The sequence below is a fragment of the Xanthomonas sacchari genome (assembly GCF_040529065.1).
GTDB lineage: Bacteria > Pseudomonadota > Gammaproteobacteria > Xanthomonadales > Xanthomonadaceae > Xanthomonas_A > Xanthomonas_A sacchari.
The window spans coordinates 3,662,407-3,686,181 of sequence record NZ_CP132343.1; the positions used below are offsets into that span (position 1 = coordinate 3,662,407).

Genomic DNA, 23,775 nt, shown 5'->3' on the forward strand with positions numbered 1-23,775 from the left:
GCTTCCTTCCACCCGGTTCCGGCCCGCTTACGCCGGCAGCTTGAAGTCGGCGACTGAGCGCCGCAGGTCCGCCGCCAGTTGCGCCAGGCGGCCGATCGATTCGGCGGTCTGTCCCGCGCCTTGCGAGGTCTGTCCGGTGATCTGCCGGATCACGTCCATCGTCTGGGTGATGTCGATCGCCGCCGCCGACTGTTGGTGCGCGGCGATGGAGATGTTCTTGATGAGGGTGTTGAGTGCGTTGGACACGCGCTCGATCTCGGTCAGCGCGGTGCCGGCGTCCTCGGCCAGGCGCGCGCCGGACACCACTTCGGAGGTGGTCTGCTCCATCGAGCTGACCGCTTCGTTGGTGTCGGCCTGAATGGTCTGCACCAGGCCCTCGATGCGGCGGGTGGCGCCGGAGGTGCGTTCGGCCAGGCGCTGCACTTCGTCGGCGACCAGGGCGAAACCGCGACCGGCCTCGCCGGCCGAGGCGGCCTGCACCGCGGCGTTGAGCGCCAGGATGTTGGTCTGCTCGGAAATGTCGTTGATCAGTTCCACGATCGAGCCGATCTCCTGGGTCGATTCGCCCAGGCGCTTGATGCGCTTGGAGGTCTCCTGGATCTGGTCGCGGATCTGGTCCATGCCCTGGATGGTCTCGCGGACCACGCCGGCACCCTCGGCCGCGATCACCACCGAGCGCTGCGCCACTTCCGCCGACTCGGTGGAGTTGCGCGAGACCTGCTCGATGCTGGCGGCGATTTCGTTGATGCGCACCGAGGCCGAACCGATCTGCTCGGCCTGGTGGCCCGCCGCCTCGGCCAATTGCCGCGCGGTGGCCTGGGTTTCCTCGGTGGACACGGCGACCTTGGCCGAGGTGTCGTTGATGGTGGTCACCAGGTGACGCAGTTCGTCGACGGCGTAGTTGATCGCGTCGGCGATGGCGCCGGTCATGTCCTCGGTGACCGAGGCCTTGACCGTCAGGTCGCCTTCGCCGAGCGAGCTGATTTCGTCGAGCAGGCGCATGATCGCCTGCTGGTTGCGGCTGTTGTATTCCACCTGGGTCTGCAGGCGGATTTCCTGCTCGCGGCTGCGGCTGCGCACCGTGGTCCAGACGAAGCCGATGATCGACAGCAGCGCCAGCAGGCCGGACACCACGCCCAGCCAGAAGTTCGGGAACAGGCGGGTGTCGCGGGCGGAGCCGAACGCGGAGAACGCATCGAACAGCTTCTTGCTGTCCTCCAGCATCTTGCCCGAGCCGGCGGTCAGCGCCGCGGCGGCGGATTGGGCGGCGAACAGGCTGCGCGAGCTGCCCTGCAGCGCGTCCAGGTCCTTCTTCATCTCCGCCCACTGCGCCTGCGACTGCTCCAGCGCGGCTAGGGCGGCAGCGTTGCGCACCGGGGCGATGCCCAGTTCCTCGTTGCCGTTGCGCAGGCCCTCGAGCATCTGCCCGAACACCACCGCGTCGCGTGCCAGCGCGTCGCCGGCGCTGGCCGCACCGCGGCCGCCGGCGCGCATTTCGGTGACGCGGCGGGCCATGGTGCCGGCCACCACCACCTGCTGCAGGGTGTTGTAGATCTGCGCGGCGGGGGCGCCGCCGACGGTCATCGCGCGCACCACCTCGTTCAACTGCGCCTGCAGCTGCGGCACGCCGCCGACGAAGCGGTCGGCATTGCCGGCCAGCGCCAGCACCGCCGGCTCGCTGTCCACCACCTGCTGCGCGTTCTTGGCCAGCGGCGCCCAGGTGGCGTCGAGGGCCTGCAGGGGTCCGGACACGTTGGTCTCGTTGGCGTAGCGTGCGTTGAGCTCGGCGACGGTGCTCTCCACCTTCGCCTTGGTCTGCTTGAACTGCTTGTAGGTCTCGGCGTTGCCGGACACCGCGTCGCGGGCCTGGTTGGCCAACTGTTGCGACAGCACCTGCAGGTCGGCCGCGCCGGTGCTGGCGCCGGCCAGGCGGTTGCCCTGCCAGGTGGCCACGCCGGTGTTGGCGCCGAACACGACCAGCGACAACGCCAGCAGGCCCAGCCAGAAACTCGTGCCCACGCTGCCGAGCTTGCTGGCCTTGCGGGCGTCCGGAGCAGTACTCATGATGCGACCTCGGTCTTCGATGCGGAGGCAGCGCGCGCGCTCAGGCGGCGGCTTGCCGGAATTCGGGAGTGCGCGACAGCAGCGACAGCGAGAACACGCCCCAATCCTGGGCGTCGCCGCGGAAGGCGCGGTCGATGAAGTGCGCGTAGCGGCCCTGGGCCAGATCGCCCGGCTCCACCGCCTGCGCCTCGGTGAAGCTGCGCTGGCCGAACAGTTCGTCGATGGTCAGGGCCACGTCGCCGCCGCTCTGGCGCATGATCAGCACGCGCTGGCCTTCCTGCAGCGCGGTGCGCTCGCCTTCCAGGAACTGCTTCAGGTCGACCACCGGGAACAGGTTGCCGCGCAGGTTGCCCACGCCCAGCAGCCACGGCTGCGCGCCCGGCACCGGGGTGACCGGCGGCATGCGCACGATCTCCACCACTTCGCGGAAGTCCGAGACCAGGTGGCGCGTGCCGACGCGGTAGCCGACGCCGCGCCAGACGTCGTCGTCGAAGGCGCGTTCGGGCATCTGCACGGCGTGCGCCAGGCTGCGCCGCTCGTAGGCCTCGAGAATGTCGAAGGGCGAACGCATGTCAGCCCACCAGCTGGTTGATGCGGGCGATCAGCTCGTCCTCGCGCGGCGGCTTGACGATGTAGTCGGTGGCGCCCTGGCGCATGCCCCAGACCTTGTCGGTCTCCATGCTCTTGGTGCTGATGATCAGCACCGGGATGTGCCGGGTGGCCTCGTCGCGCGACAGCGCGCGGGTGGCCTGGAAGCCGCTCATGCCCGGCAGCACCACGTCCATCAGCACCAGGCTCGGCGCCTGCTCGCGCACCAGCTTGATCCCGTCCTCCGCATTGTCGGTGGACAGGACCTGGTGCCCGGCTTTTTCCAGCCATTGCGTGAACACCGCCCGGTCGGTCGGTGAGTCCTCGATCAACAAGATACGGGCCATGCTGCCTTTCCCCCTGGTCAGGCGTTGACGTATGTACGGATCGCGCCCAGCAGCTCTTCGCGTGTAAAGGGTTTGGTGAGGTACTGCTCGGACCCGACGATGCGCCCGCGCGCCTTGTCGAACAGGCCGTCCTTGGAGGACAGCATGATCACCGGCGTGGCCTTGAACAGCTGGTTGCCCTTGATCAGCGCGCAGGTCTGATAGCCGTCCAGCCGCGGCATCATGATGTCCACGAAGATGATCTGCGGCTGCTGATCGGCGATCTTGGCCAGGGCCTCGAAGCCGTCGGTCGCCGTCACCACTTCGCACCCTTCGCGCTTCAGCAACGTTTCGGCGGTACGACGGATTGTTTTCGAATCGTCGATCACCATCACCCGCAAGCCTGCGAGTTCCCCACCCGCAGTCGTGTTTTCACTCATCACTTGCCCCCAAGCGCGCGACGCTTCATCGGATCCGGCTTCGCTGCGAAACGACATGTATCCCAAGACCCGCTGCGACTGTCAAGGCCGCCGCGACGGGTCCGCGTTGAACCGCGTAACAGCACAAACTATGTCACAGTTTGGCGGATGACGTGCGACACCGTGCGACCGCGCCGGACGCCCGGTGCGCGGCGCCCCCGCCGACCCGCTACCATCTTCCGCTCAGCCCCACAGGTGCCCCCATGCCGTTCGATGTCATCGTGGTGATGGATCCCATCGCCAGCATCAAGATCGCCAAAGACACGACCTTCGCGATGCTGCTGGAAGCGCAGCGCCGCGGGCATCGCCTGCACTACGTGCGCCCCGGCGGGCTGACCCTGCGCGACGGCCGCGCGCTGGCCCAGGCCGCGCCGCTGCGGGTGCGCGACGACAAGGCCGGCTGGTTCGAGCTGGACGCGTTCGTCGAACTGACCTTCGGCCCCGGGCAGGTGGTGCTGATGCGCAAGGATCCGCCATTCGATTCGGAATTCCTGTACGACACCCACGTGCTCAGCGTGGCCCAGCGCGCCGGCGCGCAGGTGGTCAACGACCCGCAGGGCCTGCGCGACTTCAACGAGAAGCTGGCGGCCCTGCTGTTCCCGCAATGCTGCCCGCCGACCCTGGTCAGCCGCGACGCCGCCACGCTCAAGGCCTTCGTGCTGGAACACGGCCAGGCGGTGCTGAAGCCGCTGGACGGCATGGGCGGGCGCTCGATCTTCCGCAGCGGCACCGGCGACCCCAACCTCAACGTGATCCTGGAGACGCTGACCGACGGCGGGCGCAAGCTGGCCCTGGCGCAGCGCTTCATCCCGGACATCAGCGCCGGCGACAAGCGCATCCTGCTGGTTGACGGCGTGGCGGTGGACTACTGCCTGGCGCGGATTCCGCAGGGCGACGAGTTCCGCGGCAACCTGGCCGCCGGCGGCCGCGGCGAAGGCCGCCCGCTGAGCGAGCGCGACCGCTGGATCGCTTCCCAGGTCGGCCCGGAGATGAAGCGGCGCGGCATGCGCTTCGTCGGCCTGGACGTGATCGGCGACTACCTCACCGAGGTCAACGTCACCAGCCCCACCTGCGTGCGCGAACTGGACGCGCAGTTCGGGCTCAACATCGCCGGGCTGCTGTTCGACGCCATCGAGGCCTACCCGGCGCGATGAGCGCGGCCGCCGCGACGCCCGCGCCGCGTATCGGCGAGCGCGAACGGCTCAGCGCCACCCTGGTGCTGTCGCTGATCGTGCACGGGCTGCTGATCCTCGGCGTGGGCTTTGCGATCGACGACGACGCACCGCTGGTGCCGACCCTGGACGTGATCTTCAGCCAGACCAGCACGCCGCTGACGCCGAAGCAGGCCGACTTCCTGGCCCAGGCCAACCAACAGGGCGGCGGCGACCACGACACGCCGCAGCGCCCACGCGACAGCCAGCCGGGCGTAGTACCGCAGCGCCAGGACGGCCTGGCCCCGCAGGCGCTGCGCGCGCAGACCGCGGCCGCCGCACCGGAACCGACCCCGCGCGTGGTCAGCAGCGCGCGCGGCGAGCAACCGCTGCCGTTGGCGCAGACCCAGCCGCGCACCGACGAGCCGCAACGGCCGGTGGACGCGCAGCGCGAACAGCGCGATGCCGAGATGGCGCGGCTGGCCGCCGAAGTGCACCTGCGCTCGGAGCAGTACGCCAAGCGCCCCAACCGCAAGTTCGTCTCCGCCAGCACCCGCGAATACGCCTACGCCAACTACCTGCGCGCCTGGGTCGACCGCGCCGAGCGCGTCGGCAACCTCAACTACCCCGACGAAGCGCGGCGGCGCCGGCTTGGCGGCCAGGTGGTGATCAGCGTCGGCGTGCGCCGCGACGGCAGCCTGGAAAGCAGCCGCATCCTGCGCTCCAGCGGCGTCCCCATGCTCGATGCCGCCGCACTGCGGATCGTGCAACTGGCGCAGCCGTTCCCGCCGCTGCCGCGCACCGACGACAACGTCGACATCCTGCAGGTGACCCGCACCTGGGTGTTCCTGCCTGGCGGCAGCCTGGTCGACGATCGTTGAGCGGCATGCAGATCGCCCCTCTCCCCCCGGGAGAGGGGTTGGGGTGAGGGTACGGCGCGCAGCGTCTCGTAAAGTTCTGACGCACGAGGCTTCACCCGCACCCTCATCCGCCCCTTCGGGGCACCTTCTCCCGGCGGGAGAAGGGAGAAGCGCTGCCCCTCTCCCACCGGGAGAGGGGTTGGGGTGAGGGTCGGCGCGCAGCGTCTCGTGGTGTTTGGGTGCACGAGGCTCCGCCCGTACCCTCATCCGCCCCTGCGGGGCACCTTCTCCCGGTGGGAGAAGGGAGAAGCGCTAGCCCCTCTCTCACCGGGAGAGGGGTTGGGGTGAGGGTACGGCGCGCAGCGAGTCGCGAAGTTCGGGTGCACGAGGCTTCGCCCGTACCCTCATCCGCCCCTTCGGGGCACCTTCTCCCGAGGGGAGAAGGAAAGGCGCTAGCCCCTCTCCCACCGGGAGAGGGGTTGGGGTGAGGGTCGGCGCGCAGCGAGTCGCGAAGTTCGGATGCACGAGGCTTCGCCCGTACCCTCATCCGCCCGTTCGGGGCACCTTCTCCCGATGGGAGAAGGGAGAAGCGCTGCCCCTCTCCCCTCGGGAGAGGGGTTGGGGTGAGGGTAAAGCCGCACGCAGCCCGGCGAAGAAGGACATAACCATTGGTGCCGCCGACATAACGACGCGGCATTTCTGTGATGGCGTCCTATTAAGGTTAATGGAGCGGGGGAACGTTACCGCGCACACCGCATCATCCAGGACGGGCGGATTCGAGTCGGCGCGGCGGGCCCCCGTCCCCACCACCCGAGTCGCCTTCCGCATGCACAATCATCGCTCCCTCCGCAGGCCCGCCCTGCTCGCCCTGGCACTGAGTGCCGCCCTCGCCCTGCCGCCGGCCCAGGCCCAGTCCACCACCGGCGCCGTCGCCGGCCAGGCGCCCGCCGACACCCAACGCATCCTGGTGCGCAGCGACAGCGGCCTCAGCCGCGAGGTCGCCGTGGACGCGCGCGGCCGCTACAGCGTCGGCCAGTTGCCGCTTGGCACCTACACCATCATCGCCAAGGGCGCCGACGGCAGCGTGCTGGGCAGCCGCGACGGCGTCGGCCTCACCGTCGGCGGCGTCACCGAGGTCTCCTTCGCCCCAGCCACCACCAGCCTGGCGGGCGTCCAGGTCAGTGCCGATCGCGCCGCCGCCGCGATCGACGTGAGCAGCGTGGACTCGCGCACGGTGATCAATGCCGAACAGCTGCAGCGCCTGCCGCTGGGCCGCTCGGCCGAGGCGATCGCGCAACTGGCGCCCGGCGTGGCCGGCAACAGCGGCAGCGGTACCTACATCGGCCCGACCGGCGCGCAGTTGCTCAGCTTCGGCGGCTCTTCTGCCGCGGAGAACGCCTATTACATCAACGGCTTCAACACCACCGACCCGCTGCGCGGACTGGGCGGACTGACCCTGCCCTACGGCAGCATCGACCAGTTGGAGGTCTACACCGGCGGCTACAGCGCCAAGTACGGCCGTTCCGACGGCGGTGTGATCAACGCCGTCGGCAAGCGCGGCACAAACGAATGGCATTTCGGCGGCCAGGCGACCTGGGAGCCGGACGGGCTGCGCTCCTCGCAGAAGGACGTCTACTCGCCTGGCGACGGCAGCCTGTACCGGCCGGACAGCAAAAGCGGTTCCACGCTCAGCACCCAAAGCATCTACGCGGGCGGCCCGCTGATCCAGGACAAGCTGTTCTTCTTCGGCGCCTACGAATTGCAGCGCCAGGACGGCGACAGGTTCTACGGCGCGCGCGAGACCACCCCGGGAACCTATTACTACGACTACCAGTACCGCCGGCCGAGCTGGTACGCCAAGCTCGACTGGAACATCAGCGACAACCAACTGCTGGAGATCACCGGCGCCTCCAGCCGCTACATCACCCGCGGCAAGTACTACGACTACAGCGGTTACGATATCGGCAGCCTGCGCGGCGACGCCAACACCACCAAGACCGGCGGCGACCTGTGGACCGCCAAGTACACCGGCTATCTCACCGACCGCCTGACCTTCAGCGCCCAGTACGGCCAGCAGCGCACCGACGACTACACCGGCAATCCCAGCTACAACGGCGCGCTGACCTACCTCAGCGGCACTTCGTTCGAGAACCCGGCCTACACCGGCGGCACCCCGATCACTAATGCGCAGACCACCTCGCTGCTGGTCGACCCGGCGCGCGGCAACCGCACCGACAACCTGCGCCTGGATCTGAACTACGCCATCGGCGCGCACAGCATCACCGTCGGCATCGACAACCAGAACGCGCGCGCGCTCAACCGCGGTTCGGTGGCCTCCGGCGACGGCTACTACTGGATCTACGGCCAGGCCAACCCCAACGTGCCGATCAATACCGGCCTCGGCGTGCCGGCCACCGGCGGCTATCCCAACGGCCAGGACGGTTACTACGTGCGCAAGTACATCTACAGCGCGCTGGCATCGGTGCGCTCGGCGCAGCGCGCGCAATATGTGGAGGATAACTGGCAGGTCAACGACCGGCTGTTGCTCAACCTCGGCCTGCGCCTGGACCAGTTCACCAACTACAACCGCGACGGCGCGCCGTACATCAAGCAGACCAGCGGGCAATGGGCGCCACGGCTGGGCTTCAGCTGGGACGTCGACGGCGACGCGCGCTTCAAGGTCTACGGCAACGTCGGCCGCTACTACCTGGCGCTGCCGCTGAATCCGGCGTTCAACGCCGCCGGCGCCACCCTGGCCACCTCGACCTACTACACCTACGGCGGCATCGACGCCAATGGCTACCCGACCGGCCTGACCCAGATCTCCGGCGCGGTCTCGTCCAACAACAACTACGGCATCCTGCCCGATCCCAAGACCGTCGCCACGCAGGGCATCAAGCCCTCGTTCCAGGACGAGTTCATCCTCGGCTTCACCAAGGCCTGGGGCGACAGCTGGGTCTACGGCGCCAAGGGCACCTACCGCGTCCTGCGCAGCGGCGTGGACGACTACTGCGACAGCGATACCGTGTTCGCCGCCGCCGCGGCGCAAGGGCATACGGTGACCCTGGCCAGCAATCCGGTCAGCTGCTGGCTGATCAACCCGGGCCGGGCCAACACCTTCACCCTGGTCGACACCTCGGGCAACTACGTCAAGGTGCCGCTGACCAATGCGCAGTTCGGCTTCCCGGCGTTCAAGCGCAATTACTACGGGCTCAACCTGTCGCTGGAGCATCCGTTCGACCAGCGCTGGTACGGCCGCCTCGACTACACCTGGTCGCGCAGCTACGGCACCACCGAGGGCCAGTTGCTGTCGGGCATCGGCCAGACCGCGGTGTCCACCACCCAGGCCTGGGACTTCGCGCAGTTGATGGAGCACACCAACGGCCCGCAGAGCAACGACCACACCCATCAGTTCAAGTTCTACGGCTACTACCAGATCAACCCCGCATGGCTGGTGTCGGCCAACTTCAAGCTGATCTCCGGTTCGCCGTTCAGTGCGCTCGGCTCCTATGGCCCCGACCACACTGACCCCTCCGGCTATGGCATTGCCTATCACTACTACGAAGGTCAGCCGGCGCCTCCGGGCAGCCAGGGTCGTCTGCCGTGGCTGCAGCAACTGGATCTCGGCGTGTCGTGGCGGCCGGCCTACGCCGACCGCAAACTGGCCTTCAGCCTGGACGTGTTCAACGTCTTCAACGGCCAGGCCACGCTGTGGAAGTATCCGTACTCGGAATCCGACCCGGGTAACGCGGACCCGGTGTACGGCGCGGCATTGCTGCGCCAGGCCCCGCGTTCGCTGCGGTTGAGCGTCAGCTACGACTACTGATCCGCTTCACAGCAACGCCAAGGACGCCGGCCACGCAAGGCCGGCGTCCGCGGCAGCCTTCAACCGGCGACACTGGCGGCGTACAGCCGATCGGCGAGCGCCAAAATCTCCGTCGCATCCTGGACCCGCGTGCGCCATGCCGCGGGAATGCCGTGCAGGCCGTAGAACGCGCCAGCCAGCTGGCCGCAGATCGCCGCGGTGGTATCCGCATCGTCGCCGAGGTTAGCCGCACGCAGCACCGCATCGGCGAAATTGTCGGTGGTCGCGAAGCACCACAGCGCCGCCGACAACGCATCGACCACGTAGCCGGTGCCGCGGATCTGCGCCGCCGGCACCGCCGCATGGTCGCGGTCGACCAGCGCACGCAGGGCCGGGGTCTGCATCGGCGGCGCACCGGTTGGCTGCAGCACCTGCGCACGGTCCTCGCCCAGCAAGGCAGCACGCAGTTGGAACGCGAACAGCCGGCTGGCGTCCAGCACCTCGGCCGCGGCATGGGTGGTGCGCGAACTGTCGGCGGCACGCGCGGCCAGTTCGTCGGGACGCTGCGCGTAGAACATCGCCACCGGCGCCAGTCGCATCAGCGCGCCGTTGCCGGCCGCGCGCGGATCGTCGCTGCCACTGAACGCCGGCCCGCCCTGCAGATACCTATCCAGCGCGGCGCGCACGGTGTTGCCGATGTCGAAGCACGTGCCGGTGCTGCTCAGATAGCCGTGCCGGTACCAGTTGCAGTAGCGGTTCATCTGGTCGGCGGCGTCGAAGTCCTGCCGGTACAGCAGGCTGTGCGCCAGGCACAGCGCCATCGAGGTATCGTCGGTCCACTGCCCCGGCTGCAGCTCGAACGGGCCGCCGCCGACCATGTCGTCGATCGGCGCGAAGCTGCCGGGCGCCTTGAATTCCAGGGTAGTCCCCAGCGCGTCGCCGATCGCCAACCCGAGCAGACAACCGCGGAAGCGGTCGCCGGGCGTCACGCCACCGCTCATCGTGCGGCCCGCTGCGCCTGCTGCTCGGCCAGGGTCAGGGCGACGTTGTCGCGCAGGTAGGCCGGCTCGGCGCGCTCCGGCGCAATGCCTTCGCCGCGCGCGTACGCGGCCGCGGCCAGGGTCAGCACGTCGGCGGCATGCGGCAGCGCCTGCGCGTCGGCGCTGCGCCAGTGCGCGCCGAAGCGGCGTTGCAGGGTGCCATCGACTGCCGCCAGCCCGGTACCGACCGCGGCCCAGGCCGCTTCAGGTTCCGGCAGCACGAAGGCCTCCGGATCCAGCACCTGCTCGGCGGTCAGCGCCTGCAGGCCGCCCTCGGCCTGGCGCGCGTAGGCCGCGGTGTAGACCTCGCCCATACGCGCGTCGATCGCCGCCAGCACCCGCGGCGCATCGGCCGGCGCGCGCAACGCCAGCACCTGCAGCGTGGACACCGGCAACACCGGCAGGTCCAAAGCCAGGGCGATGCCCTGTGCCACAGCGATCGCCAGCCGCACGCCGGTGAACGCGCCGGGGCCGCGACTGAAGGCCACCGCATCGAGCTGGCGGCGGCCGATGCCGGCCTCGGCCAGCAGTTGCTCGGCCCAGGGCAGCGCCAGTTCGGCATGCCGCCGCGGCGCCAGGTCGAAGCGCTCCAGCACGCGGTCGCCGACCATGACGGCGACGGAGCAGGCTTCGGTGGAGGTTTCGAAGGCGAGCAGATTCATTGGGGAGCCGGGATTGGGGATTCGGGATTGGGGATTCGCAAAAGCAGGAGCGGCGCGGCGGCTAGCCGGATGGCGACATGCCGGCCTCGGGATTATCGCCCAGCGTCGGGACCTCGGCGGCGAAGAACTGGCGGACGTCCTCCACGTCGCGGGTGCGGGCGAACGGCGGCAGCGACTCCAGGAAGGTGCGGCCGTAGGACTTGGACAGCAGGCGCGGGTCGCACAGCACCAGCACGCCGCGGTCGCGCTCGCTGCGGATCAGGCGGCCCACGCCCTGCTTCAGCGCGATCACCGCCTGCGGCAGCTGCTCGTCGCGGAACGGATTGCCGCCGTCGCGGCGGATCGCCTCCAGGCGCGCCTCGAACACCGGATCGTCGGGCGCGGCGAACGGCAGCTTGTCGATCACCACCACGCTCAGCGCATCGCCGACCACGTCCACGCCCTCGCGGAAACTGGCCGAGCCGAGCAGCACGCCGTTGCCGGAGGCGCGGAAGCGCTCGAGCAAGGTCGCGCGCGGCGCCTCGCCCTGCACGAACAGCGGCCAGGGCCCGTCGCGCAGCGCCTCGGCCGCCTCGCGCAGCGCGCGGTGCGAGGCGAACAGCAGGAAAGCGCGGCCCTGCGAGGCCTCCAGCACCGGCTGCAGCGCGGCGATCAGCGCCGTGCCGAAGCCGCGCGCCGCCGGATCGGGCAACGCCGGCAGGTAGCACAACGCCTGCCGCGCCCAGTCGAACGGGCTGGGCTGCAGCAAGGTCATCGGATCGCGCAGGCCCAGGCGGGTGGCGATGTGCTCGAACTCGCCCTTCACCGCCAGCGTCGCCGAGGTGAACACCCAGGCCGCGTGCGAGGCCTCGCGGTGCGCGCGCAGCGGCCCGGACACGTCCAGCGGCGTGCGCTGGCAGCGGAAGCCGCGCGGGGTCAGTTCGTACCACAGCACGTCGTTCGACGGCGCGTCCGCTTCCGGCTCGGCCTCGAAATCCGGGATCGGCGCATCCTCGCCGAGCCAGCGGCCCAACCGCGTGCGCAGTTCGCGCGCACGCGCCGCGCAGGCATCAAAACCGGGCGAGGCCTCACGCAAAACAGCCAGCGGCTCCTGCAGCCGCGCCAGATCGGCCAGCAGTGCATCGAAACCATCGCGCACCTGCGGCTTGGACAGCAGCCGCCACTGCGTGCCGCGCGCCGGCAGCCCTTCCATCGCCGCGCGCAGTTCGCGCAGGGTCTGTTCCAGTGCCTGCGCTGGCGCCTGCAGGCTGGCCAGCGCGCCGGCGACATTGCGGCTCTCGGCCAGGCAGTCGCGCGCCAGTTCCTGCAGCGGGCGCATGCCGAAACCTTCGCCGAAGAAGTTCGCCGCCAGCTCCGGCAATTGGTGCGCCTCGTCGATCACGAAGACCTGTGCGCCGGGCAGGATCTCGCCGAAACCCTCCTGCTTCAGCGCCAGGTCGGCCAGCAGCAGGTGGTGGTTGACCACCACCAGGTCGGCCGCCTGCGCGCGCTGCCGCGCCTGCACCACGAAACACTCGCCCCAGAACGGGCATTCGGTGCCCAGGCAGTTGTCCACGGTGGAGGTGACCAGCGGCAGCAGCGGCGAATCGTCGGCCAGCGCGTCCAGTTCGGCGATGTCGCCGAAGCGGGTGCGCCCGCTCCAGGCGACGATGCGCTGGAACTGCGCCACCTGCTCGCGCGCGGTGAAACGCGGCTCGCCGCGGGCCTGCTGCAGACGATACTTGCACAGGTAGTTGGCGCGCCCCTTCAGCAGCGCGCTGCTCAGGCCCACGCCCAGCGCCGCGCGCACCCGCGGCAGATCGCGATGGTAGAGCTGGTCCTGCAGCGCGCGGGTGCCGGTGGAGACGATGGTCTTCAGCCCCGACAGCAGCGCCGGCACCAGGTACGCATAGGTCTTGCCGGTGCCGGTGCCGGCCTCAGCCAGCAGCACGTCGCGCTGCTCGAACGCCTCGGCGATCGCCGCGGTCAACCGCAACTGCGCCGGCCGCGGCACGAACGCATCGAGCTGGCGCGCAAGCGCCCCGCCTTCGCTGAGCGCTTCGGTGCTTGCGTGAGCTAACGACATTGGGGTGGTGCCGGGATTGGGGAGTCGGGATTGGGGATTGGTAAAAGCACAAGGCGTGCGCGTCGCGGGTCAGTGCGCTCGGCCAAGCAGGCGCAGGACACGCCAACCAGCGACTTCAGCCTGCAACGCGCGGAATGCGCTCTTGCCAATCCCCAATCCCGACTCCCCATTCCCGGCCCTTTAGTACCTCTTGATCCCTGGCACCGTGCACCCGGCGATCTGCGCGTGCGCCGAGGCGGCGTTTTCCTTTTGCCCGCGTGCCAGGCGCGCCTGTTCGATGGTCGCCCAGTGGCGGCGGCACAGCGGGCCGGTCTGCGAGCCGAGGTCGATGGCGCGCTTGGCGAAGGCTTCGGCCTGGGCGTCGTCCTTCTGCAGCAGCGCCACTTCGGCGCGGTCCTGCAGCAGCGCCGGGTCGTCCGGCACCAGCTTCAGCGCCTGGTCCAGCGCCGCGGCGGCGCCGGCCAGGTCGCCGGCGCTGCGCTTGCGCTTGGCGCTCTCGCGCAGGTCCTCCACTTCCGGATCGCGCAGCGGCTGCACGCTCAGTTCGGTGTCGTCGGCACCGCCGCTGGCGTCGATCGCGGCGATGCGCTGCGCCGGCGTGGTGGTGTCCACCGGCGCAGCCGGCGGCGGCGGCGGCGGTGCGCTGACGCAGGAGGCGAGCAGCAGGCTGAGGGCGGCGATGGCGGGAAGACGTGGGGTCATGAGCGGTATCCGGGATCCGGGAATCAATGCGCCGGCGGCGGCGCGGCCGCGTCGGCAGGCGGGTCTTTCTTCTTGTCCAGGCCGAACCAGCTGCGCCAGCCGCCGCCCTGGTGCTCGCCCTCGGCGGGGGCGGCTTCTTCCGGCAGCGCCTGCGGCGGCGTGCACGCGGCATACGCCGGCACGAAGCCGACCACGAACGGGAACTGGCGCGCGCCGGGGCAGCTCGGGTCGGTGCTGTTGTACCCCACCGGGTCCATCCACTGCCAGTCGATGCCCTTGCCCTGCACCTGCAGCGGCGCGCTCGGCAGCCGCGAGAAGATGCCCGACCACACCCGCATCGCGCCGGTGGCGCCGTACAGGCCGGTCTGCTTGTTCTGGTCGTTGCCGATCCAGATCACCGCCAGGTGATCGCCGGTGTAGCCGGCATACCAGCTGTCCACGCCGTCGTTGCTGGTGCCGGTCTTGCCGGCCGGCGACAGCTTGCCCAGGCCATCGCTGAGCAACTGCCGCGCGGTGCCGTTGCTGACCACCTGCTGCAGCGCCATGCCGACCAGGTTGGCGGCGATGGAATCGCCCTCCTGCGCCGGCGCCGGGGTCTTGTCGTAGCGCTTCAGAAGCTTGCCCTGCGGATCGAGCACGCCGCGCACCGCATGCAGTGGCTGGATCTCGCCACCGGAGGCCAGGAACTGGTACAGCTGCGCCATCGCGTACGGGCTCTGGTCGGTGGCGCCGAGGATCAGCGAGGGATTGACCTCTGCCTCGATGCCGGCCAGCACCTTCACCAGTTGCGCCACGCGCTCCGGCCCGACCTGCATGCCGACGCGCACCGTGGCCTGGTTGTAGGAGTGCGCCAGCGCATCGACCACCCGCACCGTGCCATGGCTGCGACCATCGGAATTGCCCGGGCTCCAGGTGCGGCCGCGGCCCAGTTGCACGGTGACCGGGGTGTCGTCGACCCAACTGGCCAGCGAAAAGCGGTCCGGCTGCGCCAGCGCCAGCAGGTACACGAACGGCTTGAGCAGCGAACCGACCTGGCGCTGCGCCTCGATCGCGCGGTTGAAGCCGGGCTGGGCCACGTCGCGGCTGCCGACCACCGCCAGCACCTCACCGTTGTGGGTGTCGGTGAGCACCAGCCCAGCTTGCAGCGGCGGGCGCTTCTTGTTGGTCTCCAGCGCAGTGATGGTGCGCGTGACCGCGCCCTCGGCATAAGCCTGCGCCGACGGCGACATGCCGGTGAGCACGCTCAGGCCGGCGCCCTGCAGCGCACTTTCGGGGTAATCGCGCGCCAGCTGGCGCCGCACCAGGTCGACATAGGCGGGGAACCGGTTGGCCGCGACCAGGCCGGGTTCGGCCGGCACGCCCAGCGGCGCGGCCAGTGCCTTGCGATAGGTCGGCTCGTCGATCAGCTCGCTCTCGCGCAGCTTGCCGAGCACGAAGTTGCGCCGGTCCAGCGCGCGCTCGGGATAGCGCCGCGGGTCGTAGTAGGACGGCCCCTTGACCAGGCCGATCAGCAGCGCCACCTGCTCCGGCGCCAGCGCATCGAGTTCGCGGCCGAACCAGAACTCCGCACCAGACGCGACACCATGCACCGCCTGGCTGCCGCGCTGGCCCAGGTACACCTGGTTCAGATACGCCTCGAGGATGGTGCGCTTGTCGTAGCGCGCCTCCATGATCAGCGCGTACAGGATCTCGTTGAACTTGCGGGTGACGGTCTGTTCCTTGCCGATGCCGAGCAGGCCGCTGCGCGCCAGCTGCTGGGTCAGGGTGCTGGCGCCCTGCCGGCTCTTGCCGCCGGAGCGCACCATCACCCAGGCCGCGCGGACCATGCCGCTGAGGTCGATGCCGTGGTGCGAATTGAAGTCGCGGTCCTCGACCGCCTGCAAGCCGGTGACCAGCAGTTCCGGCACCTCGTCCACGCGCACCAGGCGCCGCTCTTCCTGCTTCTGCCCGTACAGCGTGGCGATGCGCGCCGGATCCAGCCGCGCGGCCTTGAGCGCCTTGCGCGTCTGCGCATCGCGCAGCGCCACCACGCGCCCGCCGGCCAGGCCCACCTCGATGCGCCGTGGGGCGACCCGCCCGTCGACGTCGACGTAGCCGCGGCTGGCGATGGTGAAGCGGCTGCCGTCCTGCTGGTAGCTGCCGGGGCGTTCGGCGCCGGCGTCGGCGCGATAGCTGGCCGCATCCAGTTCGGTCTTCAGCGTCTGCGGGTCCATCGCCGTGTCCGGCGCCAGCACCAGCGGCCGCGCGTACACGCGGGTGGGAATCTGCCAGCGCAGTTCGCCGAAACGCTGGGTGACCTGTTTGTTCAGATAGATCGTGTACGGAATCAGGAAGCCCAGGCCGAGTGCGGCAGCGGCCAGGCCCCAGGTGAGCAGGCGCCTGCGCCATACGGCGGCGGGGCTGTCCAGGGCGTCGTCCTGATCGTCGGTGTCGTGATCGTCGTAGCGTCGGGGCACGGGAATGCGAGAATGTAAATTCCGCCGAGTCTAGCGCAGCCCAGCGGGCAGCGCGGCGCGACGGCCTCTTCGTTTAAGTTGGAGTGGTACCGGATGTCGATGTCGTGGGCGAATGCGCGCTACGCCCTGAACCGCCTGGCCGGCCTGTTCCGGCGCGGCCTGACCAGTCTGCGCACGCGCGGCTGGCGCAGCACCTGGGAGCGGTTGCGCGTGCATGCGCAACCGCTGCCGCCGCCGCAGCGCGCGCTGTTCGCGGTGGAAGCGGCGCCGTTCGCGCCGTTCGCGGTGCCGAACAGTCCCGCGCCGCTGGTCAGCATCGTGATCCCGGTCTACAACCACGTCGCGCATACCCTCGCCTGCCTGCGTGCGCTGGCCGCGCATCCGCCGGCCGCGCCCTGCGAGATCCTGGTGATCGACGACGGCAGCAGCGACGCCACCGCGCAGTGGCTGCCGCAGGTGGTCGGCCTGCACTACCACGTGCGCGAGCGCAACGGCGGCTTCATCGCCACCTGCAACGACGGCGCCGCGCGCGCGCAGGGCCGCTACCTGGTGTTCCTCAACAACGACACGGTGCCGCAGCCGGGCTGGCTGGACGCGTTGCTGGACACGTTCGCGCAGCTGCCGCAGGCCGGCCTGGTCAGCGCGCAACTGCTGTATCCCGACGGCCGCCTGCAGGACGCCGGCGGGGTGGTCTTCGCCGACGGCAGCGCCTGGAGCTACGGCCGCTTCGAGTCGCCCGACGATCCGCGCTATGCCTACCTGCGCGACGTCGACTACGGCAGCGGCGCGGCGCTGGCGATCGAACGCGCGCGCTTCCTGGCGCTGGGCGGTTTCGACACGCGCTACATGCCGGCCTACTACGAGGACACCGACCTGGCCTTCGCGGTGCGCGCCGCCGGCTTGTGCACGCTAGTGCAGCCGGCCAGCCGCGTGGTGCACGACGAGGGCACCAGCAACGGCACCGACACCGGCAGCGGGATCAAGGCCTATCAGGTGCGCAACCGTGCGGTCTTCGCCAGCAAGTGGGCGGAGGTGTTGGCGCAGTACCTGCAGCCCGGCGAGGTGCCGACGCCGGCGCTGCTGCACCGCCGGCAGCGCCAGGTGCTGATCCTGGACGAAGCGCTGCCGCAGCCGGACCGCGATTCCGCCTCGCTGCGCCAGCTCAACCTGATCCGCCTGCTGCTCGAGGAAGGCGCGCACGTGGTGTTCGTGCCCAGCGAGCGCAGCTATGCCAGCCGCCATAGCGAGACCCTGCAACGGCTCGGCGTGGAGGTGTGGTACGCGCCGTACCTGAAGAACCTGACCTGGTTCCTGCAGCAGCACGGCGCGCGCTTCCACAGCGTGCTGCTGGTGCGCCACCACGTCGCCCACGCCTGCCTGCCGCTGCTGCGCCGGTTCGCGCCGCAGGCACGGCGCCTGTTCGACACCGTGGACCTGCACTACCTGCGCGAGCGCCGCGGTGCCGAACTCGCCGGCGACGCGCGCCTGCTGCGCGAGGCCGAGCGCACCCGCGCGCGCGAGCTGGAGGTGATGGCGCAGGTGGACGTGACCGTGCTGGTCAGCGCGGTCGAACGCGAACAGTTGCAGCGCGAGGCGCCGCAGGTGCGCACGGCGCTGATCTCGAACCTGCACGAGGTCGCCGGCCCCGGCCTGCCGTGGGCGCAGCGCCGCGACCTGGTGTTCGTCGGCGGCTTCCGCCACGCGCCCAACGTGGACGCGGTGCGCTGGTTCCTGCAGGAGGTGTTCCCGGCGGTGCGCCTGCGCCTGCCGGAGGTGCGCTTCCACTGCATCGGTGCGGACATGCCGGAGGACATCCGCCGCCTCGGCGAGGCCACCGCTGGCGTCGAGCTGCTCGGCCACGTCCCCGAGATCGCCGCCTACATGGACGGCATGCGCATCGCCGTGGCGCCGCTGCGCTTCGGCGCGGGGGTCAAGGGCAAGGTCAACCTCAGCATGGCGCATGGCCAGCCGGTGGTGGCCACCGCCTGCGCGGTGGAAGGCATGCACCTGCGCGACGGCGAGGACGTGCTGATCGCCGACGACCCCGCCGCGTTCGCCGACGCCATCGCGCAGCTGTACGCCGATCCGGCGCTGTGGCAACGGCTGGCCGACAACGGCCTGCGCAACATCGAAACCCACTTCTCGCTGGACGCTGCGCGCGCCACGGTGCGCGAGGCGTTCCTGGCCTGAGCGGCGGTGGCGCGCCGTTTTCTATCGCGTCGGGACTGAAGTCCCTCCCACAACGGTGCTGCAGGCATCGCCGCTATGGCAGGCACTCGGCAGGCGCTGTCGCGCATCCACGCGGGAACGGCAAACCAGTACGCTCGCAGCCGCGGATCTACAACCGATCGCCGCAATCGCTCAGCGCCCCCCTGTGGGAGGGACTTCAGTCCCGACGCGCCGCACCATCAGCCTGAGGAAGCCCCCACTTCACTGCGCCCACTAACGCCCAGGGCTGAGGCTGCGCAAACGGCGCTCGAAGGCGGCCAGTTCCGGGGTGGCCGGATCGATCGCGCGGGCGCGCTGCAGCGCCTGCCGCGCGAAGGCGGCATCGCCGCCGCTCAGGCGCTCGTCGCCGACCGCTAGCCAGCGCTGCGCCAGGCGCCGGCGCGCAGTGACCAAGCCATTGCCGCCCGGCGCCAGCGCGCGCCAGGCGTCGTAGCAGGCGCTCGCCGCCAGCACCCGGTTGCCGCGCATGGCATCGTCGAAACAGCGCCGCAGCGCCGCCAGCACGCGCTGCTCGGCCGCGCGCACCCGCGCATCGCGCGGCGCCAGGGTCTGCGCCGCCAGCAAGGTGTCGTAGGCGCTGGCGCCGGGCGGAGTGAGCCAGTCGCCGCGCACCTCGGCGGCCTGCAGATCGGCCAGCAGACGCTGCAGGCGCCGCTCGCGCTCGGCCGGCGACACCCGCGAAGGCGGCGTGGCCTGACTTTGCCGGGCGCGCTGCAACGCCTGCTTCGCGTCGGCCAGCGCGCGGCTGTCCGGTGCCAGGGCCTGGCCCTTGCGCAAGGCGCGCTCGGCCTCGCCGAAACGGAAATCGGCGGCGGCACGGCTCGCCTGCAGCGCATAGGCCGCCGCCACCCGCTCCAGGCCGTCGCTGGCGCCGGGGGCGTCGGGCACCGCCGCGTGCCACTGCGCAAACGCGTGTGCCGCCGCGTCCAGGCGCTGCCGGCGCAGGGCCTGCTCGGCCTCGCGCTGCAGGCGCTCCAGCGCCCGGTTCAATTCCGCCTGGGTCTCAGGCAGGTCGACATGCCCGGGGTCGTAGCCACGCGCGCGCTCCACCAGCGCCGCGGCGGCGGCCAGGTCGCCGCGCGCCAGCGCACTACGCGCGTGCTGCAGCAGTTCCGACAATGCATCCTCGCGGCCTTCCAGCGCCGTAGTGCGTTCCGGGGCGTATTCCAGCACCCGCTGGTACAGCGGCAGGGCCGCGTCCGGGCCATCGTCCAGATGCCCGTCGCGGCGCGCCTGCGCCGCCCGCTGCAGCAATTGATCGATGCCGGCGTGCGCGGCCTCGCGCGCGCGCAGTGCCGCCTCGATGCGGTCGGCATCGGCGCGCGGCACCTGCAGCGCGCGCGCCAGCGCCAGCGCCTCGCGCGCCTGCGGATAGCGCCCGGCGGCCAGCGCCGCACGCGCCTGCCCCAGTGCCGCACGCCCGGTCGCGGCCAAGCCGACGCGCGCCTGCATGCGGTCGCTGTCCAGCGCCAGCGCGGCCTCGAAGCGCTCGCGCGCGCCGCTGCCGTCGGCGGCGCTGAGCTTGCCCGCGCGCAGCGCCGCGTGGCCCTGGTCGAGCAATTGCTGGATGCGCGTCTCCGGCCAGATCAGGTCGGCCAGCGGGCGGCGGAACACCACCAAGGCCATGCCCAGCACCAGTAGCACCGCCAGCGCCCAGCGCCAGACACGCCGATCGCGCCACAGCGGCACCGGCCGCTGCCTGCGCGTGGGTTCGTCCCTGACCTGATCCGGCGGCATGCTCACCGCGCAAGCTTAGCGTCGGCCCGATGACGAACAGCTGTGCATGGCACCGGCCATCGCCACGGCGAGCGACCCCGCGGCCGGCGCGCCTCAGGACGCCGCGGCGCCGCCCCTCAGCCCAGCCGCCGCGCCTCGTGCACGCCCGGCAGCGCATCGAGCTTGCCGAGCAAGGTGGACAACTGCCCGTAATCGCCGACCTTCAGCCGCAGCCGCAGTTGCGCCAGGCCGCTGTCGCGCACGTTCTCGCTGTTGATTTCCAGCACGTGCGCCTCTTCCTGGGCGATCAGGTTGGTGATGTCCTTGAGCAGCCAGCGCCGATCCACCGCGCGCACCAGCACGTCGACCTCGTAGCCGCCGCCGGCCTGGCCCCATTCCACCGGCAGCACCCGCTGCGGATGGCTGGCGGCCAGCCGCGCGAACGCGGCGCAGTCGCTGCGGTGCACGGTGACGCCGCGGGTGCGGGTCAGATACCCGGCGATCGGCTCGCCGGCCACCGGCTGGCAGCAGCGCGCCAGTTGCACCAGCAGATTGCCCACGCCCTGCACGGTGAACTTGGACTTGCCCAGGCCGGTGCGCCGTGCGGTCGGCCGCGGCATGGCCGGCGCGGTCGGCTGCGCCGCGGCGCGCTCGGCCTCGTGCAGCGCGCGCCCGACCTGGCTGGGGCCGACGTCGCCCAGCGCCACCTGGATGTACAGCTCCTCCACGCCATCGGCATGGAACTTCTTCGCCGCCGGCAGCAGGTCGGCCTGCTGCAGTCCCAGGCGCTTGAGCTCGCGCTCCAGCAGTTCCTTGCCGGCCTGCACGTTGCGCGCGCGGTCCAGCTTGTGGAACCAGGCGCGCACCTTGTCGCGCGAGCGTCCGCTGGCCAGGTAACCGTTGGCCGGCAGCAGCCAGTCGCGGCGCGGCTCGGCCTCCTTGCCGGTGAGGATCTCCACGCGGTCGCCGCTGCGCAGCTTGTGGGTCAGCGGCACGATGCGGTTGTTGACCTTGGCGCCGCGGCAGCGGTGCCCGACCATGGTGTGCACGTGGTAGGCGAAATCCAGCGGCGTGGCGCCCTGCGGCAGGTCGATCACCTCGCCCATCGGGGTCAGCGCATAGACCCGGTCCTCGACCAGTTCGGCGTCCAGCGCCCCGGCCAGCCCGCCCTGCTCACCGTCCTGCGACTGTTCCAGCAGCTGCCGCATCCAGGTGATCTTGCGGTCGAAGGCCTTCTCCGCGCCCTTGCCGCCTTCCTTGTACTTCCAGTGCGCGGCCACGCCCAGTTCGGCCTGCGCATGCATGTCGTGGGTGCGGATCTGCACCTCGATCGTGCGCCCTTCCGGGCCGACCACCGCTGTGTGCAGCGAGCGGTAGTCGTTGGCCTTGGGCCGGGCGATGTAGTCGTCGAACTCGCTGGGCACCGGCGCCCACAGCGCATGCACCACGCCCAGCGCGGCGTAGCAGGCGGCGACGTCGTCGACCATCACCCGCACCGCGCGCAGGTCGTACAGCTGGTCGAAGGCCAGGCGCTTCTTCTGCATCTTCCGCCAGATGCTGTAGATGTGCTTGGGCCGCCCGCTGATCTCCGCGCGCAGGCCCTGCTCGGCCAGCGCCTTGGACAGGATCTTCTTGACCGCCTCGATGTAGCGCTCGCGCGCCACCCGGCTCTCGTCGACCTCGCGGGCGATGCGCCGGTAGGTGTCCGGCTCCAGGTGCCGGAACGCCAGGTCTTCCAGCTCCCATTTCAGTTGCCAGATGCCCAGGCGGTTGGCCAGCGGCGCGTGGATGTCGCGGGTCAGCTGCGCCAGCGCGCGGCGCTGCGCCTCCGGCGCCTTGTCGGCCACGCGCATCTGCGCCAGTTGCCGCGCCAGCAGGATCGGCACCACCCGCAGGTCCTGCACGATCGACAGCAGCAGCCGGCGCAGGCCTTCGCTGTTGCGCCCGGCCTCGCGCCCGGCATGCAGCGCCCACACCGGGTCGGCGGCGTCCTGCGCCTCCAGCAGGCCGGCCACCGCTTGCGCCCGCGCTGGTGGCGCCACCGGCAACTGCGGCAACTGTGCGCGCAAGGCCGGCAGGTCGAACAGCAACGCCGCCAGCAGCGAGGCCTCGTCGGCCGACAGCAGCGCCAGCGCGTCCAGGGTGTCGGCCAGCACCGGCCACGGCAGCCGCGGCAGCGGCTCGGCCTGTGTCTGCCAGGCCTGCAGCAGCGCCGCGCGCAGGGCGGGCGCCAGGGTCGCGGCCGACGGGCGCTGCAGCAACGCCTCCAGGCCGGAGTGGACGGTGTGGTTCAAGGACGGACGCAGTCGACGAAACGGTGCCGCCTACACTAACGCGCTTGTGCGCGTTCTCACAATTGCGCCGGCCGCGCGCCGGGGGCGCTTGGCGGATACGCACCGCCGCGTCACTGTGATCCGGTTGCGACTTGCGGCGGTTTTACCGGAATTTCACAACCGCCCAAATTCCCGCGCCTATGCTCGAACGCGACGGCGACCCGCTGCTGTCCGCATGCGCCGCTGCCGTCGTCCCTGGACCGACTCGAAGAGGAACGCACATGAAGAAGTGGAACAAGCCTGTGATCCGCGAAATCTGCGTCGGCGCGGAAATCAACTGCTACGCCTCCGGCGAGCTCTGACCCGCGCACTCCTCCCTTCCCGCGACCGAAGCGCGACCGGCCAGGCGCCATCAACGGAGACCGGATGCACCTCATCGTTTTGGGATCGGCGGCAGGCGGAGGGCATCCGCAGTGGAACTGCCACACGCCCGCGAGCCAACGCGCGTGGCAGCAACACCCGGGTGCCCAACGCCGTACCCAGGCCAGCATCGCGGTCAGCGTCGACCGCCAGCGCTGGCTGCTGATCAACGCTTCGCCCGATTTCCGCCAGCAGGTGCTGGCCACGCCGGCGCTATGGCCGCAGCGCGACCAGCGCCATTCGCCGATCGAGGCGGTGTTGCTGACCAGCGGCGAGATCGACCATATCGCCGGCCTGCTGTCGATGCGCGAAAGCCAGCGCTTCGACCTGTACGCGAGCAGCCGCGTGCTCGACCTGCTGGCGCAGAACCCTGTGTTCGACGCACTGCACCCGGCCTACGTGCACCGCCATCCGTTCGCCCTCGACACACCGCTGTCGCTGCTCGGCCTGCAGGTGACGCCGTTTGCGGTGCCGGGCAAGGTGCCGCTGTTCATGGAATCCCGCCACAGCGGCGACCTGGCCGGCTCGGCCGAGGAGACGCTGGGCCTGACCATCGACGACGGCACGCACCGCCTGCACTACATCCCCGGCTGCGCGGCGCTGACCGACGCTTTGCGCGAGCGCCTGCACGGCGCCGAACTGGTGTTCTTCGACGGCACCCTGTGGCGCGACGACGAGCTGGTGCAGCTGGGCATCAGCGCCAAGACCGGCCAGCGCATGGGCCATATGAGCATCGACGGCGAGGCCGGCACCCTGCATGCCTTCGCCAACCTGGGCGTGGCCCGCAAGGTCTTCATCCACATCAACACCACCAACCCCATCCTCGACGCCGGCTCCGCCGAGCGCGCCACCGTCGCCGCGCACGGCTGGGACGTGGCCTACGACGGCATGGAGATCGCGCTGTGACCCCTGCCGCCCCATCGCCTGCGAGACCGACCC

Annotated in this window: 17 protein-coding genes; 6 read left to right on the forward strand and 11 right to left on the reverse strand. The window is 70.6% G+C overall.

Features of this window, described 5'->3' with window-relative positions:
- Positions 1-27: 27 nt before the first annotated feature.
- From RAB71_RS15410 to pilG, 4 genes are read right to left on the reverse strand one after another with little or no spacing between them, the layout of a single operon-like run.
- On the reverse strand, positions 28-2,064 hold the full coding sequence (locus tag RAB71_RS15410; protein WP_010343239.1) for a methyl-accepting chemotaxis protein: 2,037 nt from the start codon (positions 2,062-2,064) through the stop codon (positions 28-30).
- A 40-nt stretch (positions 2,065-2,104) separates the two neighbouring features.
- On the reverse strand, positions 2,105-2,635 hold the full coding sequence (locus RAB71_RS15415) for a chemotaxis protein CheW (RefSeq protein ID WP_010343241.1): 531 nt from the start codon (positions 2,633-2,635) through the stop codon (positions 2,105-2,107).
- 1 nt (position 2,636) lies between these two features.
- Positions 2,637-2,999 (reverse strand): PleD family two-component system response regulator, encoded by a 363-nt coding sequence (locus RAB71_RS15420; protein WP_010343242.1) that lies wholly within the window; start codon positions 2,997-2,999, stop codon positions 2,637-2,639.
- Between the two features lie 17 nt (positions 3,000-3,016).
- Positions 3,017-3,418: a twitching motility response regulator PilG gene (gene pilG, locus RAB71_RS15425; protein ID WP_003472648.1), complete on the reverse strand. Its 402-nt coding sequence runs from the start codon at positions 3,416-3,418 to the stop codon at positions 3,017-3,019.
- Positions 3,419-3,660: 242 nt separating this feature from the next.
- On the opposite strand from pilG, the gene gshB reads away from it, so the two are divergent.
- From gshB to RAB71_RS15440, 3 genes are all read left to right on the forward strand, one after another.
- Complete coding sequence (gshB, locus tag RAB71_RS15430; protein ID WP_010343243.1) at positions 3,661-4,611, forward strand: glutathione synthase; 951 nt, start codon at positions 3,661-3,663, stop codon at positions 4,609-4,611.
- A complete protein-coding gene (locus tag RAB71_RS15435; RefSeq protein ID WP_010343244.1) occupies positions 4,608-5,489 on the forward strand; it encodes an energy transducer TonB in 882 nt (293 codons plus the stop codon). Before gshB ends, RAB71_RS15435 begins: the two co-directional genes overlap by 4 nt.
- Positions 5,490-6,294: 805 nt before the next feature.
- Entirely contained in the window at positions 6,295-9,294 is a 3,000-nt protein-coding gene (locus RAB71_RS15440; protein WP_010343245.1) for a TonB-dependent receptor, read from the forward strand.
- A 59-nt stretch (positions 9,295-9,353) separates the two neighbouring features.
- Here the strand turns inward: RAB71_RS15440 and RAB71_RS15445 are convergent, their stop codons facing one another.
- The 5 genes from RAB71_RS15445 to mrcB form a co-directional block, all read right to left on the reverse strand.
- Positions 9,354-10,274, reverse strand: a complete 921-nt coding sequence (locus tag RAB71_RS15445) for an ADP-ribosylglycohydrolase family protein (RefSeq protein ID WP_010343246.1) — start codon at positions 10,272-10,274, stop codon at positions 9,354-9,356.
- Positions 10,271-10,975, reverse strand: a complete 705-nt coding sequence (tsaB, locus tag RAB71_RS15450) for a tRNA (adenosine(37)-N6)-threonylcarbamoyltransferase complex dimerization subunit type 1 TsaB (RefSeq protein WP_010343247.1) — start codon at positions 10,973-10,975, stop codon at positions 10,271-10,273. Before tsaB ends, RAB71_RS15445 begins: the two co-directional genes overlap by 4 nt.
- A 61-nt stretch (positions 10,976-11,036) precedes the next feature.
- Positions 11,037-13,040, reverse strand: a complete 2,004-nt coding sequence (locus RAB71_RS15455) for an ATP-dependent DNA helicase (RefSeq protein WP_010343248.1) — start codon at positions 13,038-13,040, stop codon at positions 11,037-11,039.
- A gap of 180 nt (positions 13,041-13,220) precedes the next feature.
- Complete coding sequence (locus tag RAB71_RS15460; protein ID WP_010343249.1) at positions 13,221-13,742, reverse strand: tetratricopeptide repeat protein; 522 nt, start codon at positions 13,740-13,742, stop codon at positions 13,221-13,223.
- A 23-nt stretch (positions 13,743-13,765) separates the two neighbouring features.
- Positions 13,766-16,198 (reverse strand): penicillin-binding protein 1B, encoded by a 2,433-nt coding sequence (gene mrcB, locus RAB71_RS15465; RefSeq protein WP_010343251.1) that lies wholly within the window; start codon positions 16,196-16,198, stop codon positions 13,766-13,768.
- 93 nt (positions 16,199-16,291) lie between these two features.
- On the opposite strand from mrcB, the gene RAB71_RS15470 reads away from it, so the two are divergent.
- Positions 16,292-18,388: a glycosyltransferase gene (locus RAB71_RS15470; protein WP_010343252.1), complete on the forward strand. Its 2,097-nt coding sequence runs from the start codon at positions 16,292-16,294 to the stop codon at positions 18,386-18,388.
- Between the two features lie 252 nt (positions 18,389-18,640).
- Here the strand turns inward: RAB71_RS15470 and RAB71_RS15475 are convergent, their stop codons facing one another.
- Positions 18,641-20,053 (reverse strand): hypothetical protein, encoded by a 1,413-nt coding sequence (locus RAB71_RS15475; protein WP_104609549.1) that lies wholly within the window; start codon positions 20,051-20,053, stop codon positions 18,641-18,643.
- Between the two features lie 227 nt (positions 20,054-20,280).
- The gene (locus RAB71_RS15480) at positions 20,281-22,437 is read right to left on the reverse strand and encodes a bifunctional (p)ppGpp synthetase/guanosine-3',5'-bis(diphosphate) 3'-pyrophosphohydrolase (RefSeq protein WP_010344286.1); all 2,157 of its coding nucleotides are present in this window, start codon (positions 22,435-22,437) and stop codon (positions 20,281-20,283) included.
- A gap of 179 nt (positions 22,438-22,616) precedes the next feature.
- On the opposite strand from RAB71_RS15480, the gene pqqA reads away from it, so the two are divergent.
- On the forward strand, positions 22,617-22,778 hold the full coding sequence (gene pqqA, locus RAB71_RS15485) for a pyrroloquinoline quinone precursor peptide PqqA (RefSeq protein ID WP_199774638.1): 162 nt from the start codon (positions 22,617-22,619) through the stop codon (positions 22,776-22,778).
- Between the two features lie 64 nt (positions 22,779-22,842).
- Positions 22,843-23,742 (forward strand): pyrroloquinoline quinone biosynthesis protein PqqB, encoded by a 900-nt coding sequence (pqqB, locus tag RAB71_RS15490; protein WP_010344288.1) that lies wholly within the window; start codon positions 22,843-22,845, stop codon positions 23,740-23,742.
- The last annotated feature ends 33 nt before the right edge of the window (positions 23,743-23,775 follow it).

What these genes read in the sequence shown, in the direction of transcription:
- RAB71_RS15410 (WP_010343239.1), bottom strand. Translation starts at nt 2,064, where the DNA reads ATGAGTACTGCTCCGGACGCCCGCAAGGCCAGCAAGCTCGGCAGCGTG.
- RAB71_RS15415 (WP_010343241.1), bottom strand. Translation starts at nt 2,635, where the DNA reads ATGCGTTCGCCCTTCGACATTCTCGAGGCCTACGAGCGGCGCAGCCTG.
- RAB71_RS15420 (WP_010343242.1), bottom strand. Translation starts at nt 2,999, where the DNA reads ATGGCCCGTATCTTGTTGATCGAGGACTCACCGACCGACCGGGCGGTG.
- pilG (WP_003472648.1), bottom strand. Translation starts at nt 3,418, where the DNA reads ATGAGTGAAAACACGACTGCGGGTGGGGAACTCGCAGGCTTGCGGGTG.
- gshB (WP_010343243.1), top strand. Translation starts at nt 3,661, where the DNA reads ATGCCGTTCGATGTCATCGTGGTGATGGATCCCATCGCCAGCATCAAG.
- RAB71_RS15435 (WP_010343244.1), top strand. Translation starts at nt 4,608, where the DNA reads ATGAGCGCGGCCGCCGCGACGCCCGCGCCGCGTATCGGCGAGCGCGAA.
- RAB71_RS15440 (WP_010343245.1), top strand. Translation starts at nt 6,295, where the DNA reads ATGCACAATCATCGCTCCCTCCGCAGGCCCGCCCTGCTCGCCCTGGCA.
- RAB71_RS15445 (WP_010343246.1), bottom strand. Translation starts at nt 10,274, where the DNA reads ATGAGCGGTGGCGTGACGCCCGGCGACCGCTTCCGCGGTTGTCTGCTC.
- tsaB (WP_010343247.1), bottom strand. Translation starts at nt 10,975, where the DNA reads ATGAATCTGCTCGCCTTCGAAACCTCCACCGAAGCCTGCTCCGTCGCC.
- RAB71_RS15455 (WP_010343248.1), bottom strand. Translation starts at nt 13,040, where the DNA reads ATGTCGTTAGCTCACGCAAGCACCGAAGCGCTCAGCGAAGGCGGGGCG.
- RAB71_RS15460 (WP_010343249.1), bottom strand. Translation starts at nt 13,742, where the DNA reads ATGACCCCACGTCTTCCCGCCATCGCCGCCCTCAGCCTGCTGCTCGCC.
- RAB71_RS15470 (WP_010343252.1), top strand. Translation starts at nt 16,292, where the DNA reads ATGTCGATGTCGTGGGCGAATGCGCGCTACGCCCTGAACCGCCTGGCC.
- RAB71_RS15475 (WP_104609549.1), bottom strand. Translation starts at nt 20,053, where the DNA reads ATGGCCTTGGTGGTGTTCCGCCGCCCGCTGGCCGACCTGATCTGGCCG.
- pqqA (WP_199774638.1), top strand. Translation starts at nt 22,617, where the DNA reads ATGCTCGAACGCGACGGCGACCCGCTGCTGTCCGCATGCGCCGCTGCC.
- pqqB (WP_010344288.1), top strand. Translation starts at nt 22,843, where the DNA reads ATGCACCTCATCGTTTTGGGATCGGCGGCAGGCGGAGGGCATCCGCAG.